We start from the raw sequence: 13,115 nt of genomic DNA on the forward strand, positions 1-13,115 counted from the left end.
GTGACTGGACTAAGGCGCGCAATTATTCGCCAAGCCTGGCAGATTTTCAGCAGGATCATCCGGAGCGTCGGCGGTGGGGCCTCAAACGGCGCCACGCGTTGAAGTTGTGTCAGTTACACGGCTGTTCGCGGAAGTGTGGAGAGTTGGGCCTACACGACCCGACCGAGCGGATACCTCCGTTGATCTGCGACGACGAGGCCCCGTGGTGGGCGTCGGCCGACGGCATTCCGACGCCTGACACAGCGCAACCCCCGGCGGCACGTCGAGAGGGGAAGCCGGCCCAGGCCCACCCACCAAGGCAGCAACCCGGGCCTGATCGGCGGCCCCAGCCACCGGCGACACCGGCCGCCACCGCCACCGCCACCGCCACCGCCACCGCCACCGCCACCGCCACCGCCACCGCCACGGTAATGATTTCCGCCGATGCAGTGGATAGCCCCGATGTAATGGCCCAAGCAAAGACGCCAGGCCCAGCGAAGACAGTGGTCCAGGGCAACACAGTAAGCCCAGACGAGACCGCGCCTCCGCCTGCGGCGGGAACCTCAACCAATGCGGCGGCCCCAGCCAAGACGGTGATCCCGGCTAACGTCGAGCGCCTGGCTGAAGCGGTGGCCGCAGACAAGGCGGCAATCCCGGCCATGGCGGCGAGCGCAGCAAATACCGTGGCCGTTGACAAGGCGGTAATCCCCGCCAAGGCAAGGAGCGCGGCCAATGCGGTGGCCGCAGCCAAAGCGGCGACCCCGTTTGGGGCGCTGACCCCGGCCGAATCGCTGACCCCAGCCAAGGAAAGGAGCGCAGGAAAAATGGCGAATCAGCGGTAGCAGTGGACCCGGCCGAAGCAGCGGAACGGGCGGTACGAGCGAGGGCGACTTTGCCGAGTGGAGTGGTGCTGCGGCCGGCGGCGGCGCACCCCCTCGAAAAGCGCGGCGAACACATCAATCGGCGGTGCCTTATTGTCCGACGGCGGGATGCGCGACGACGGTGGCGCTGGGCTGTTGCCGACAGCGGGTGGAATAGACCGAAGACGGCCGGCTCCGAGATCGCTTTGCCGCCCGTGTGAAGGAATTTCGAGGGGACCTGCGACGAGAAGCCGGCGGGGAGCAAGGCGCCGGTGGGACGCGCGGGATCGGTCGATGGGCTTCATGCTGGGCAGACTTCCGGTAGGCCGTGTCGCAATCGATGACTGACTGTGCGGCGGCGGAAACTGTTCTCGCGGCATGGGGAGGGGCTACCGTGCGGCATGGGCCTCTTCGGATGGACGCTCGTCGCCGCCGGGGTCGTTGTCGCGCTTGTTGCCGGGGCGAAAGTGCGGCGGCGGTGGGCCCGGCGGCGCGAGGAAGGGCGGTTCCGGCGGCTCATCGAGGCCGGCTGGCTGCCGTGCCCCCGGTGTGACGGGTCGGGGAAGGTTTCCACCCCGGCCGGCTATCTCGGCGCGCCCGTCTTCCACGTGTGCGGGCCCTGCGGCGGCGAAGGCATGCTGCCGCCGCTCTAGGGTCGTGCTCATGAGTGTGCGGGAAGTCGTCGAGCGGGTCGTGGCCGCGACGCCGGGCGTGCAATGGTCGATCTCGGTGCCCGGCCTGGCCGAGCACGCCCCGGATCGGAAGCTGCGGACGGCCAGCATCGGGAAGCTGCTTCTGCTCCTGGAGACCGCGAAGCGCTTCGACAGCGGGGAGCTCGACCCCCACGAGCTTCTTCGCAAGGATCCGGCGCTCGCCGTGGCCGACTCGGGGCTGTGGCATCTGCTGGCCGTGGACGCGCTGCCCGCCGCCGACGTGGCCGCGCTGGTCGCCGCGGTCAGCGACAACTACGCGACGAACGTGCTGCTCCAGCGGATCGGCCTCGACAATGTGGGCCAGGCCGCCTTCCAAGACACGGCACTGCTTGATTTCGTACGGGACAAGCGCGAACCCCATCACCCGCCCACCCTTTCCACGGGGTCGGCCCGGGAGCTGGCCGCCCTCATGCGGCGCGTCGCCACCGGGGACACCGCCGTCGAACGGCGGATGCGGGCCTGGCTGGGCACCAACACCGACCTGTCCATGGTGGCGAGCGCCTGGCACGCCGACCCGCTGTGGCATCCGGGCGAGTTCGGCAACAAGACCGGCACCGACGACGGGATCCGCGCCGACGTGGGCTTCCGCGGGCGACAGCCGTACGCCGTACTGACCAATTGGAATCCCGCCCAGGGTGACCGGACCGCCGAGGTCCTCACCGCCATGCGGGAGATCGGCGCCGCCCTGCGCTGACCGGACGAAGCCGAGTGGCAGATGTTGGACAGAACCGTTATTGGCCGATAGGACAGTGGCGGGGCGCGATGATCAAGGCAGAATTACAGGTGGGATGGGTGCCTTTCCCCGCCAGGGGGCATCCATGACAATGGGCCCGGATCACTCCGGGCCCATCCCCTTAAGCGATCACGGTGCCGGGTACTCGTTGAGGTAGACCGGCACACCGATCTTGCTGGTGTCGGCGGCCTCGCCCACGCCGTTGACGACGTGGTCGATGGTGCCGGCGGCCAGGTTGACCGTCATGATGTGGTGCAGTTTCACGCCGGGACTCCTCGGGACCTCGAAGCCGTTCTCGGTGTGGATCGACGGGTTGTTCTGGTTGAACACGTACACGCCACCGCCGTACAGCGTGTGGTTGCGCACGTGGTTGCCGACCTTGTAACCGGCGTAGCCCTCGACCTTGCCGTTCATCCAGTCGGCCTGCGTCGGCGGGTCGTACGGCAGCTCGTTCTGGTAGAGCACCGTGGTGCCCTTCTCGCCGTTCCAGACGGTGTTGTACTTCTGGAAATGCTCGACGAACAGGCCGGTCGCCACGACGTTGTCGCCGTTGATGACCGCGCCGTAGCGGCCGGTGTTGGTGTTCCACCGCTCGGTGTCGCCCGAGAAGCCCTCGACGCCGTGGTCCGCGCGCCACACCCAGGTGTGGTCGATGAGCACGTTGTCGCTGTTGACCTCGAGCGCCGTGTCGGTCTTGCCGATGTGCGGGCCGCCCACCCGGAAGTAGACGTCGCTCAGGGTCGTCGGGTTCGCCGGGGAGCTGATCTTCAGGCCGTGCTTGTCGCCGACCTGCAGCAGCGTCTTCGACTCCTTGAGACCGGCGTCGATGGTCACCCCGGCGACGATCACGCCGGGCACGTCGCCCACCTTCAGCGGCGTGGCGCCGTTGACGGCCGTCAGCGTGGCGTGGCCGATGCCGAGCACGACCTGGTTGGGCCGCCGGACCTGGATGGTCTGGTCGACGTTGTAGACGCCCGGGGTGAGCAGCAGGTTCTTGCCCAGCAGGAGCTGCGCGTTGATCAGCCACTCGGGGTCGGACGGCTTGGCGACGAAGAAGTCGCTGAGCGGGATCGTCCGGCCCTGGGTCAGGTCGGCCGCCCACGACGTGCCGCTGGTGTTGCGGTGCGCCGACGGGACACGGACGTTGTACTTGCCCTTGGCGTCGACGAACAAGTACGGCTTCTCCCGGCTGAGCGGGTTCTGCTCCAGGGTGGTGTACGGCGGGTTGGGGAACGCCGCGTCGTCCGGCGCGCCCTGGACCCCGGCGAAGACCTGGTTCCAGACGCCGTTCGACCACTGGCCGACACTGCTGTTGCGGGTCAGCCACTGCTGCTGCGAGCCGTTGGTGACGTTGCCGAACGCCGAGTCGGCGATGAAGCCGCCGCTGGCGTACTGCGGGCCGGCCGTGCAGTAGTCCATCAGGGTGAACCCGCCGTCGACCTTGAGCCGGCGCATCGAGACGGCCTGGGAGACCGCCCAGAAGTTCGCGCCGGCCCGGCAGCCGTCCTGGCCGGCGCCGTTGACCTTGATGGACAGGTTCGACAGCGTACGCCAGAAGTTGACCAGGGCCAGGCAGTTGCTGGTGCCGCCGTCGGCCAGGCAGCGGTTGTAGACCTCCACCTTGCCGTTGATGACGACGTCGGTGGGTGACGCGCCGAGGCCGGAGACCTCGGTGTAGTAGCCCACCTTGATCTGCAGCGGGTGCTCGTCGGTGCCGTACGTGCCCGGCTTGAACAGGAACGCGTACCGCTGCGTGCCCATCTCGTTGTCGACCTGCTGGGCGTGCGCGGCGTCGAGCTTGGCCTGGATCTCGGCGATCGGGGTGCTCGGGTCGAAGATCGTAACGTTGGCGCCGAGCGACGGGGCGCTCTTGGTTGCCGTGGAGGGTGAAGCTGAGGCAGAGGTGCCGGTGAGCGAGGCCGCGGTGACCACGGTCAGCCCGACGGCGAACAGACGCCGAAGGCGCATGCGGTGGGTCCTTCCGTTAACGGGGAGGCAACAAACTGGATCACAGGAAGCAATAGACGCCGTGGCATGTCAAGAGATGCCCATGCGTGAATCGCCAGTGTTCGGACATCTCGCCGCGGTTCCGGAACCGACATTGCCCGAACGGTCATCAGCCCTGGACCTTCGACGCCGGTACCGGTTCCGGGATCGGTGTCGGAAACTCGCCGGGACGGGCGCCAAGCCGCAAGCCCTTCGCGGAAGATCTCGGCATGCCGCTGTTGCACCCGCTCGCAGTGGTGGCCGGCAACGTCGCCGGGCACCGGGTTCTTCGCGGTTCGCGTGAACCTCTGCAACCGCTGTCCCTCGGGGATCGACAGCGCGCCCGAAACCGGCTCAGAAGCGACGGATCAACGGCCAACGTTCTCAGAATGGGCATCAGGTTCGATGATCTGCCCGGCTTGGCGCATCGCCGCCCAGAACTGTGCGTTGCCGGGCCATCGGCGATCCCCGAGGTGTTCGAGTTGCCGGTAGGCGTCGACGAGACGTCCCGTACGGAGGTGAGTGCTCAACGTAGCCGCGGATCCACTGGGAATCCCCACGACCGATCGCAGTGCCGCCCGCAAGTGCGCGAGAGCCGCCTGTTGCCGATCATCGAGGACGGCGTCCGGCTCGAAGTAGCCGAGCAGGACAAGCAGATCGACGCCGTCGGCTTCCCGCTCGGGAGGGAACGCATCCCACAGACCCGCGAACTGCCGTAGGCGGTCCACCGCTTCTTCGCGACGGGAGCCGGCCGCGACGCAGACGGCAATCGCGGCAGCATCAGGGTCGGCGCCGTCCCGCAACAGATGGAGAAACGTCGCCCGTACGCCATCGCCCTCGGCCAGGCCTCGACCGGCGGATTCAACCCACCGCGCGTCGTCAGGCTCGGGAAGCATCACATGATCCTATGCGGAGCCACTATCGTGGCCCGATGGCGTCGGTGAGGAAGATCCAGGTCACGTTCGACTGTGCTGATCCCGTGCGGGTCGGCCGCTTCTGGTGCGAGGTTCTGGGCTACGTGGCGCCGCCGGAGGAGGACGACTCCTCGTTCGCCATCGTGGACCCCACCGGGGAAGGGCCTCGGCTCTACTTTCAGCGCGTGCCCGAGGGCAAGGTCGTCAAGAACCGGGTGCATGTGGATGTACGGGTCGGCACCGGCCTCGTCGGGGCCGAGCGCCTGGCCGCCCTCGAGGCCGAGAGCGCCCGGCTCGAGGCACTGGGCGCCACGCGGGTCCGCCTGCTGCTCGCCGACGAGGACAACGAGTCCTGCCAGGTGATGCAGGACGTCGAGGGCAACGAGTTCTGCCTCGACTGAGCCTGTCTGATCGAGATCGAACGAGGCCCTCCCCAACCTGGTGGTGGGAAGGGCCTCGGATACGGCCGGTTACAGGGCCGTGGTGGCCAGGCGGTCCGGGTTGCCGAACCGGTGGGCGGTGATGCTGACCGCCTGCTCGTGCAGGAACGGCAGCATCTCGATGCGGCCGGACTCCGTCACCGGGCCGTGCCAGACGGCCAGGTCGGGGCGGCCTCCGGTGGCCGCCGTGAGCTGGGCCAGGGAACCGCCGATCAGGCGTACCCGGCTGACGCCGTCCAGGTTGCCGGCGAAGGTGGCGTCGTCCTCCACCTGGACCGGCACCGGGAGGTCGACCGGCACGGGGACCGCCGACGAGATGCGGAGCGGTGCTCCGGCCCGCAGGCCGGCCGCGACCACGCGCAGCAGCTGCTCGACCGGGGCGCCCGCGGCCAGGCGGACCGTGACCGGGACGGGCACGTAGCGCAGCACGTTGCGTTCCGCCCACAGGCCGGACACGTCGGCCAGCTGGCCGAACTCGGCCGCCCAGGCCGCGGCGTCGCTGCGGGCCGCGCGGGCCAGGAACTCGCTGTCCGTCGCGGCCAGCAACGCGCGCACCGCGGGGTGGTCGGCCGTCGCGGTCGCCGTCGACGGGGCCGGCTCGAAGCGGGACAGGCCGATCAGGTAGTTGGGGCCGCCCGCCTTGGTGCCCGCGCCCACCGCGGAGCGCTTCCAGCCGCCGAACGGCTGGCGGCGGACGATCGCGCCGGTGATGCCGCGGTTGACGTACAGGTTGCCCGCCTCGATCCGGTCGAGCCAGGTGCCCAGGTCGTCCGGGTCGAGGGTGTGCAGGCCCGACGTGAGGCCGTAGTCGACCTCGTTGACCAGGTCGATCGCCTCGTCCAGGGTGGACGCCGTCATGATGCCGAGGATCGGGCCGAAGTACTCCGTGCGGTGGTACTCGGAGCCTCGGCGGACGCCGTCGCGGACACCGGGGCTCCACAGGCGGCCGCTGTCGTCGAGCTCGCGCGGCTCCAGCAGCCAGCTCTCGCCGGGGCCGAGCTTGGTCAGGCCGTCGAGCAGTTTGCCGGCGGCGGGTTCGATGACCGGGCCGACCTGGCTCTCCGGGTCGGACGGCCAGCCCACGGTCAGCGACTCGACCGCGTCGATCAGCTGGTGGCGGAAGCGCTGCGAGCGGGCCACCGAGCCGACCAGCACGACCAGCGACGCGGCCGAGCACTTCTGGCCGGCGTGCCCGAAGGCCGAGGACACCACGTCCTTCACGGCCAGGTCGAGGTCGGCGCTCGGGGTGACGATGATGGCGTTCTTGCCGCTGGTCTCGGCCAGCAGGGGCAGGTCGGGGCGGAAGGACCGGAAGAGCTGGGCCGTCTCGTACGCCCCGGTCAGCACCACCCGGTCGACGAGCGCGTGGCCCACCAGCTGGCGGCCCAGCGCCTGCTCCTCGACCTGCACCAGGGTGAGCAGGTCGGCGTCGGGCAGGACCGGCTTGATGATCTCGGCGAGCAGTGCTCCGCATCGTTCGGCCGGACCGGCCGGTTTGAGGGCCACGGCCGAGCCGGCGGCCAGGGCGGCCAGCACCGATCCGGCCGGGATGGCCACCGGGAAGTTCCACGGCGGGGTGACGAGGGTCAGCTTCTCCGGTACGTGGGTGGCGCCGTCGATGTCGTCGAGGCCGGCCGCGAGTTCGCCGTAGTAGTGGGCGAAGTCGATGGCCTCGGAGACCTCGGGGTCGGCCTGGTCGGCCGTCTTGCCGGTCTCGGCCGCCATCACCTCGATGAGGTCGGCCCGCCGGGCTTCGAGGGCGTCGCCGACGCGGTGCAGGATCTCGCCGCGTAGTGAGCCGGGCAGCGAGCCCCAGTTGGCGGCGGCCGCGACGGCGGCGTTCAGCCGGGAGTCGAGCTGCGACTCGGTGGTCACGCGGGCCGCGGCGATCGCGGCCACGCCGAGTTCGGACGAGGGTACGCGGGCCAGGACCGCGCGGACAAGGTCGCGGTTGGCCGCGACGGAGGGGTCGGTGTCGGGGGTGTTCTCGAAGTGGCCGGGCTTGGAGGGGGCCACGGCGGCGAACCGGTCGGCCACGCGGTGCGGCGGGGGCACGGTGTCGTCGAGAGCGTTCAGCGACGCCAGGAAACGGTCGCGCTCGCGGGCGAACATTGCCTCGTTCTTGTCCAGCTCGAAGACCGCCGACATGAAGTTGTCGCTGCTCGCGCCCTCTTCGAGACGGCGGATCAGGTACGCGATGGCGACGTCGAACTGCTCCGGGCGTACGACCGGGGTGTACAGCAGCAGACCGCCGACCTCGCGCCGGACCACCTCGGCCTGGCCCTCGGCCATGCCGAGAAGCATTTCGAATTCGATTCCCGGCCGTACGCCTCGCCGACCGGCCAGCAGCCAGGCGTACGCGACGTCGAAGAGGTTGTGGCCGGCGACGCCGAGCCGGACGTTGCCGATCCGGTCGGGGTGCAGGGCGTAGTCGAGGACGCGCTTGTAGTTGGTGTCGCTGTCCTGCTTGGTGTTCCAGGTGGCCAGGGGCCAGCCGTGCACGTTCGCCTCGACCTGCTCCATCGGCAGGTTCGCGCCCTTGACCAGGCGGACCTTGATGCCGGCGCCGCCGTCCGCGCGGCGAGCGGCCGCCCACTCCTGCAGGCGGATCATCGCGGCCAGGGCGTCCGGGAGGTACGCCTGCAGGACGATGCCGGCCTCCAGGTCGCGCAGCTCCGGCTTCTCGAGCAGGCGGGTGAAGACCGCGATCGTGAGGTCGAGGTCCTTGTACTCCTCCATGTCGAGGTTCACGAACTTCTTGGTGGGCGCGGTGGCGGCCAGCCGGAACAGCGGGGTCAGCTGCTCCACGATGTGGCCGACGGCCTCGTCGAACGCCCACGGGTTGTGCGGGGCGACGGTGGCCGACACCTTGATCGAGACGTAGTCGACGTCGGGCCGGCCCAGCAGCCGCTCGGTCTCGCGCAGGCGGCGGGTGGCCTCCCCGCGACCCAGGACGGCTTCGCCCAGGAGGTTCACGTTCAGCCGTACGTCACGCCTCTTGATCCTGGAAATGGCCTTGCCGAGCTTGGCGTCGGTGGCGTCGACGATCAGGTGGCCGACCATGCGGCGCAGCACGCGGCGGGCGATCGGGACGACCACGCCCGGCATGACCGGCGCCAGGGCGCCACCGAGGCGCACCGCGGCGCGCAGCGGGGCCGGCAGGAAGCGCGGCACGTCCGGCGCGAGGGTGTGCAGGGCGCGGGCGCTGACCTTCAGGTCCTCGGGGCGGACGACGCCGTCGACGAACCCGACCGTGAAGGCGAGGCCCTTGGGGTCCTTCAGGACGCCGGCGAGTTGCGCGGCGGAACCGCCCACCGGGATCGTCGCGGCTTCGTGCAGCCAGCGGCGGACCAGGGCAACCGCCTCGTCGGCGAGTTCGTTGTCCGCGGCCGGGGTGTTGGCCGGGGAGTGGGCGACGTCAGTCATGCCGAAAGTGTCCTTCCGAGTTCCGTTCAGGAAAAGCGACGGTTCATGACGAGTACTCTTCAGTTCTTCTTACGCTTTATTCCGGGGTGCGCATGCTTGAGATCCGGCGTCTGGTGCTGCTGCGCGAGCTGGCCATCCGCGGCACCATCGCGGCCGTCGCCGAGGCCCTGAACTTTTCTCCCTCGGCCGTGTCGCAGCAGCTCAGCCTGCTGGAGAAGGAGGCCGGCATGCCGCTGCTGCGCAAGGCCGGCCGCCGGGTCCAGCTCACCCCGCAGGCCGAGGTGCTGGTGGCCTCGGTCGACGAGGTGCTCGACACCCTGGAGCGGGCCGAGGCCCGCCTGCAGGCCGCCGGTACGCGCGTGAGCGGCCGGGTGCGCGTCGCGGTGTTCCAGTCCGCGGCGCTGGCGCTGATGCCGGCCACCCTGCTCGCCATGGCCACCCGCTTTCCCGACGTCCGGGTCGAGATGGTGCAGCGCGAACCCGAGGAGGCGCTGCGCGAGACCTGGGCCCGCGACTTCGACATGGTGATCGCAGAGCAATACCCGGCGCACGCCGCGCCACACCACCCCGGCCTCGATCGGCGTCCGCTGACCACCGACCCGATCCGTCTCGCGCTGCCGGCCGCCGAGGTCGCGCTGCGGCCGGTGGCGTCGCTGGCCGAGGCCCGGCACATGCCGTGGGTGATGGAGCCGCGCGGTGCCGCCTCCCGGCATTTCGCCGAGCAATTGTGCCGGAGCACGGGGTTCGAACCGGACGTACGCTACGAGACCGCCGACCTGCAGGCACACATCCGCCTGGTCGAGTCGGGCAACGCGGTCGCGCTCATCCCGGACCTGGTGTGGGCGGGCCGGCAGACGTCGTGCCGCCTGCTCGACCTGCCGCTGCGGCCGCGGCGGACCATCTTCACCGCTCAGCGGGTGGCGGGGGCGGCGTCGCCGGCGGCGCGGGCGTTCCGGACGGCTCTGGAGGAGACGGCGAGTTCCGGTGCCACAATCGCGGACGCCACGCCTCCACCACCTTAGCCACCGCCGTGACCAGGAAGAGCTGGCCGACCAGGGCCTCCAGCACGGCCAGGGTCTGCCCCGGGTTGCCGGCCGGCACGACATTGCCGTACCCCGTGGTGGTCAGCGTGACGAAGCTGAAGAACAGCGTGTCGGCCAGGTCTCCGTCGCCCACCCCCCGGCCGAAGAACGGGCCCGGCTGCAGCGTCGCTATGCAGCGATAGGCAAACCCGAAAGCCATTCCCAGCATGAGGTACGCCGAGAGCGCCCCCAACATCAGTTCCCGGTCGGCGTCGGGACGGCGGGCCACGTCGCGCACGATCGCGATCGGCGCGATCAGGTAGAGCGCGCTGCTGGTGATGAAGGTGGCGGCGGTGAGCACCCGGTTGCCGTCGGTGATCGCGTTCCAGGCGGCGGTCATCAGCGCCAGCACCAGCACCACGCTGGCCACGGCCCGGATGCCCCGGCGGAGGGCGGAGACCCGCAGCGTGTACCAGACGGTGCCGACCTGCACGAGCAGAACGATCGAGATCGACCAGTACCCGCTGAGCGAGGTGGCGAGCACGTAGGTGGTGGCGATCAGGATGACCACCGGCAGGTACGAGCGCTTCGGCGTCATTCCGGGCTCAGGCGCAGCACCGCGGTCCGGGCGATCTTGTCGTGGATCGCCTGGTGGCGGCGGTCGACGAGGATCCAGGCGGCCCCGATCGGAAAATATCCCAGCACCAGGCCGCGGACCAGCGCGGCCAGCCAGCCCACCGGCCGGCCGCCGGCGGTGACCACCCGCAGGCCCAGCAGCGCCATGCCCGGGGTGCGCCCGGCGAGCAGCCAGAACACCGCGCAGTAGACGCCGAAGACGGCCGGCAGCGCCAGCGCGAACGTGGTGGCCAGCAGCGTCTGCGTCTCCCGGACGAGGAACCCGGCCAGCTCACCGACCAGGGCCAGCACCGCGATGGCGGCGGTGCCGAAGCCGGTGACGATCAGGGCGTCGATGACGTAGGCGATCAGGCGGCTGACCGGCCCGGCGTAGACCTTCACCGGCCGCGCCAGGCCGGTGTCGCTCACCGCGGGTCGGCCGGGGGCACCGGGACCGGGTCGCCGCCGCGCCGCAGCACGCGGGTGGTGACCCGGTCGACCGCGGTGTCCCCGGCCGCGGCGCCGTTACGGATGCGGCCGACCAGTTCGTCGACCATGGTGTCGCGCTGGCCGCGCACGAGCGGCTGGATCCGTTCCGGTTCCTCGGCCAGCAGGGCGAGCACATCGTCCAGGATCGTCCGGACCAGCGGCCGCAGCACCCGTTCGAGCTGCGCGTCGACCACCCGGTCGGCCAGCTCGGAGGTCGCCACGGCCATGACCGCGGCGTCGAACGCCGCCTTGGCGCGCGCGGTCCGCCCGAGCAGTTCCGCCGAGGCCTGCTCCCGCTCGGTGGCGCCGCGCCCGGCGAGCCCGTTCACGTTCGCACTCAACCGGCCGGCCGCCCCGGCCCCCGCCTCACGCACCTCGACGAGGATTCGCACCGTCGCGTCCTGCGCCTGGAAGACCGCGCCCAGCGCCGCGTCACGCCACTTGCCGAGACCGTCTGCCATCGCGCTCACCTCATCCGTCGCGGGCCCTCATCGTGCCGCCCCGCTCGGCCGCCCTGCCTCATCTCGCAAGGATGAGAGCCGCTTGCTCGACCGCTGGGCGTTGCCGCCGCTAAGGTCGGCCGATGTCCGACCTGACGCGGCTGCGCCCCGATCACGCCCCCGCGGTTCTGGCCTTCGAGCTGGCGAACCGGGCCTGGTTCGCGGCGTCGATCTCCGATCGCGGCGACGACTTCTTCGACCGGTTCACCGAGCTGTACGAGGCGTCGCTGGCCGAGCAGGAGACCGGTAAGTGCGCCTTCTACGTGCTCACCGACGGCAACGGCGCGATACTGGGCCGCTTCAACCTGTACAACATCGACGCCCACAGCGCGGACCTCGGATACCGGGTCGCCCAGCCGGCCACCGGCCGGGGGGTGGCGACAGCAGCCGTCCGCGCCCTGTGCCGTCTGGCGGTGACCGAGCACGGCCTGCGTTCGCTGCGCGCGGCCACCGCCGAGAGCAACGTCGCCTCCCGAACGGTTCTGACCAAGGCCGGCTTCGTCCCCGTCGGCCCGGCCGACCCGTCCCACCTGGGCGGCCAACCCGGCACCTGGTTCCGGCGCGACCTGTCGTCGTAGGGCGTCTCAGTTCGTCTCGATTTTCCCGGCGTCGCGGGCCCGGCTCCAAAACTCGGTGGTGCGCGCCGGAAACGATCCGGCCGCGTCGAGATGAGGGACAAGTCGCCATGACGAACGAGGAATTGTCCGCTACCGCGGTCACCGACGAGCCGGACGCCGCGCGGGCGGTCGGAGCCCGGCCTCCCTTCCAGCTTCCGTTTCCCCGCGGGGAACGGTGGCTCGCCCAGACCCGAGCCGACCACAAGCCGAACCCGCACAGCCTCGACCTGTTCCGGGAGGGCGGCGGCTCCAACGGGCGCACGATCCTCGCCTCCGCGTCCGGGCAGGTGGTGAAGGCTCGGCATGAACTCCACGCCGGCTGGATGGTCCGCATCGACCACGGCGGCGGATGGCAGACCCGCTACCTGCACATGATCGAGGAGCCGGCGGTCAAGGAAGGACAGCGGGTGACGCAGGGCCAGCGCATCGGCCGGGTCGGCAGCACCGGCGACAGCGGCGCCCCCCACCTGCACTACGAGCAGATCGCCGGTGAGACCACGGTCCGGTCCGTCCTGAACGGGGAGCCCGTGCAGGTCCGGGTCGGCCACGGCCAGATCCTGACGAGTCACGCACCGGCCGGTCCGTCGGGCGACGGCACCCTGCAACTCGGCTCGCGCGGGCCCGCGGTGCGCACCCTTCAGGAATCGCTGAACAAGGTGATGAGGGCCGGCCTCGCGGTCGACGGTGAATTCGGCCCGGCGACCGAGGCCGCCGTCAAGGCCTTCCAGCGCAAACGCGGATTGGACCCGGACGGCCTGTACGGGCCGGCGACCGCGGCCGCCCTCCGCGCCGCTCTCGCCGGGCACTGACCGCCGCTCGAG

13 protein-coding genes are annotated in these 13,115 nt (G+C 70.5%); 7 read left to right on the forward strand and 6 right to left on the reverse strand.

Going from position 1 to position 13,115, the window contains the following annotated elements:
- Positions 1-410: 410 nt before the first annotated feature.
- The 3 genes from ACGFJ7_RS12870 to ACGFJ7_RS12880 all read left to right on the forward strand — a co-directional run bounded on the left by ACGFJ7_RS12870 (position 411) and on the right by ACGFJ7_RS12880 (position 2,246).
- Positions 411-821: a hypothetical protein gene (locus ACGFJ7_RS12870; RefSeq protein WP_360248534.1), complete on the forward strand. Its 411-nt coding sequence runs from the start codon at positions 411-413 to the stop codon at positions 819-821.
- A 419-nt stretch (positions 822-1,240) separates the two neighbouring features.
- The gene (locus tag ACGFJ7_RS12875) at positions 1,241-1,492 is read left to right on the forward strand and encodes a hypothetical protein (protein WP_360248532.1); all 252 of its coding nucleotides are present in this window, start codon (positions 1,241-1,243) and stop codon (positions 1,490-1,492) included.
- A gap of 10 nt (positions 1,493-1,502) precedes the next feature.
- Positions 1,503-2,246, forward strand: coding sequence for a serine hydrolase (locus ACGFJ7_RS12880; protein WP_360248531.1), 744 nt, complete (start codon positions 1,503-1,505; stop codon positions 2,244-2,246).
- 168 nt (positions 2,247-2,414) lie between these two features.
- On the opposite strand, the gene ACGFJ7_RS12885 is transcribed toward ACGFJ7_RS12880, so the two are convergent.
- Together ACGFJ7_RS12885 and ACGFJ7_RS12890 are read right to left on the reverse strand one after the other, a co-directional pair.
- Positions 2,415-4,253 carry an adenylyl cyclase gene (locus ACGFJ7_RS12885; RefSeq protein WP_360248529.1) on the reverse strand — a complete coding sequence of 613 codons (1,839 nt, stop codon included), beginning with the start codon at positions 4,251-4,253 and terminating at the stop codon, positions 2,415-2,417.
- Between the two features lie 386 nt (positions 4,254-4,639).
- Positions 4,640-5,167, reverse strand: coding sequence for a hypothetical protein (locus ACGFJ7_RS12890; RefSeq protein ID WP_392642266.1), 528 nt, complete (start codon positions 5,165-5,167; stop codon positions 4,640-4,642).
- A 35-nt stretch (positions 5,168-5,202) separates the two neighbouring features.
- Between ACGFJ7_RS12890 and ACGFJ7_RS12895 the strand changes: the two genes are divergently transcribed.
- Positions 5,203-5,586: a VOC family protein gene (locus ACGFJ7_RS12895; protein WP_360248525.1), complete on the forward strand. Its 384-nt coding sequence runs from the start codon at positions 5,203-5,205 to the stop codon at positions 5,584-5,586.
- 69 nt (positions 5,587-5,655) lie between these two features.
- On the opposite strand, the gene ACGFJ7_RS12900 is transcribed toward ACGFJ7_RS12895, so the two are convergent.
- Complete coding sequence (locus ACGFJ7_RS12900; RefSeq protein ID WP_392642267.1) at positions 5,656-9,051, reverse strand: bifunctional proline dehydrogenase/L-glutamate gamma-semialdehyde dehydrogenase; 3,396 nt, start codon at positions 9,049-9,051, stop codon at positions 5,656-5,658.
- Positions 9,052-9,143: 92 nt separating this feature from the next.
- Between ACGFJ7_RS12900 and ACGFJ7_RS12905 the strand changes: the two genes are divergently transcribed.
- Entirely contained in the window at positions 9,144-10,073 is a 930-nt protein-coding gene (locus ACGFJ7_RS12905) for a LysR family transcriptional regulator (protein ID WP_392642422.1), read from the forward strand.
- On the opposite strand, the gene ACGFJ7_RS12910 is transcribed toward ACGFJ7_RS12905, so the two are convergent.
- From ACGFJ7_RS12910 to ACGFJ7_RS12920, 3 genes are read right to left on the reverse strand one after another with little or no spacing between them, the layout of a single operon-like run.
- Positions 9,955-10,671 (reverse strand): potassium channel family protein, encoded by a 717-nt coding sequence (locus tag ACGFJ7_RS12910; protein ID WP_392642268.1) that lies wholly within the window; start codon positions 10,669-10,671, stop codon positions 9,955-9,957. The two genes, ACGFJ7_RS12905 and ACGFJ7_RS12910, sit on opposite strands and share 119 nt — an antisense overlap.
- Positions 10,668-11,117 carry an RDD family protein gene (locus ACGFJ7_RS12915; RefSeq protein ID WP_360248517.1) on the reverse strand — a complete coding sequence of 150 codons (450 nt, stop codon included), beginning with the start codon at positions 11,115-11,117 and terminating at the stop codon, positions 10,668-10,670. Before ACGFJ7_RS12915 ends, ACGFJ7_RS12910 begins: the two co-directional genes overlap by 4 nt.
- The gene (locus tag ACGFJ7_RS12920; protein ID WP_360248515.1) at positions 11,114-11,638 is read right to left on the reverse strand and encodes a hypothetical protein; all 525 of its coding nucleotides are present in this window, start codon (positions 11,636-11,638) and stop codon (positions 11,114-11,116) included. The genes ACGFJ7_RS12915 and ACGFJ7_RS12920 overlap by 4 nt, the downstream gene beginning before the upstream one ends.
- A gap of 122 nt (positions 11,639-11,760) precedes the next feature.
- Between ACGFJ7_RS12920 and ACGFJ7_RS12925 the strand changes: the two genes are divergently transcribed.
- On the forward strand, positions 11,761-12,255 hold the full coding sequence (locus ACGFJ7_RS12925) for a GNAT family N-acetyltransferase (protein WP_392642269.1): 495 nt from the start codon (positions 11,761-11,763) through the stop codon (positions 12,253-12,255).
- Between the two features lie 107 nt (positions 12,256-12,362).
- Complete coding sequence (locus tag ACGFJ7_RS12930) at positions 12,363-13,103, forward strand: peptidoglycan DD-metalloendopeptidase family protein (RefSeq protein WP_392642270.1); 741 nt, start codon at positions 12,363-12,365, stop codon at positions 13,101-13,103.
- The last annotated feature ends 12 nt before the right edge of the window (positions 13,104-13,115 follow it).

Origin of the sequence: Actinoplanes sp. NPDC048988, assembly GCF_043197815.1 — a bacterium.
In the GTDB taxonomy this organism is placed as follows: Bacteria; Actinomycetota; Actinomycetes; order Mycobacteriales; family Micromonosporaceae; genus Actinoplanes.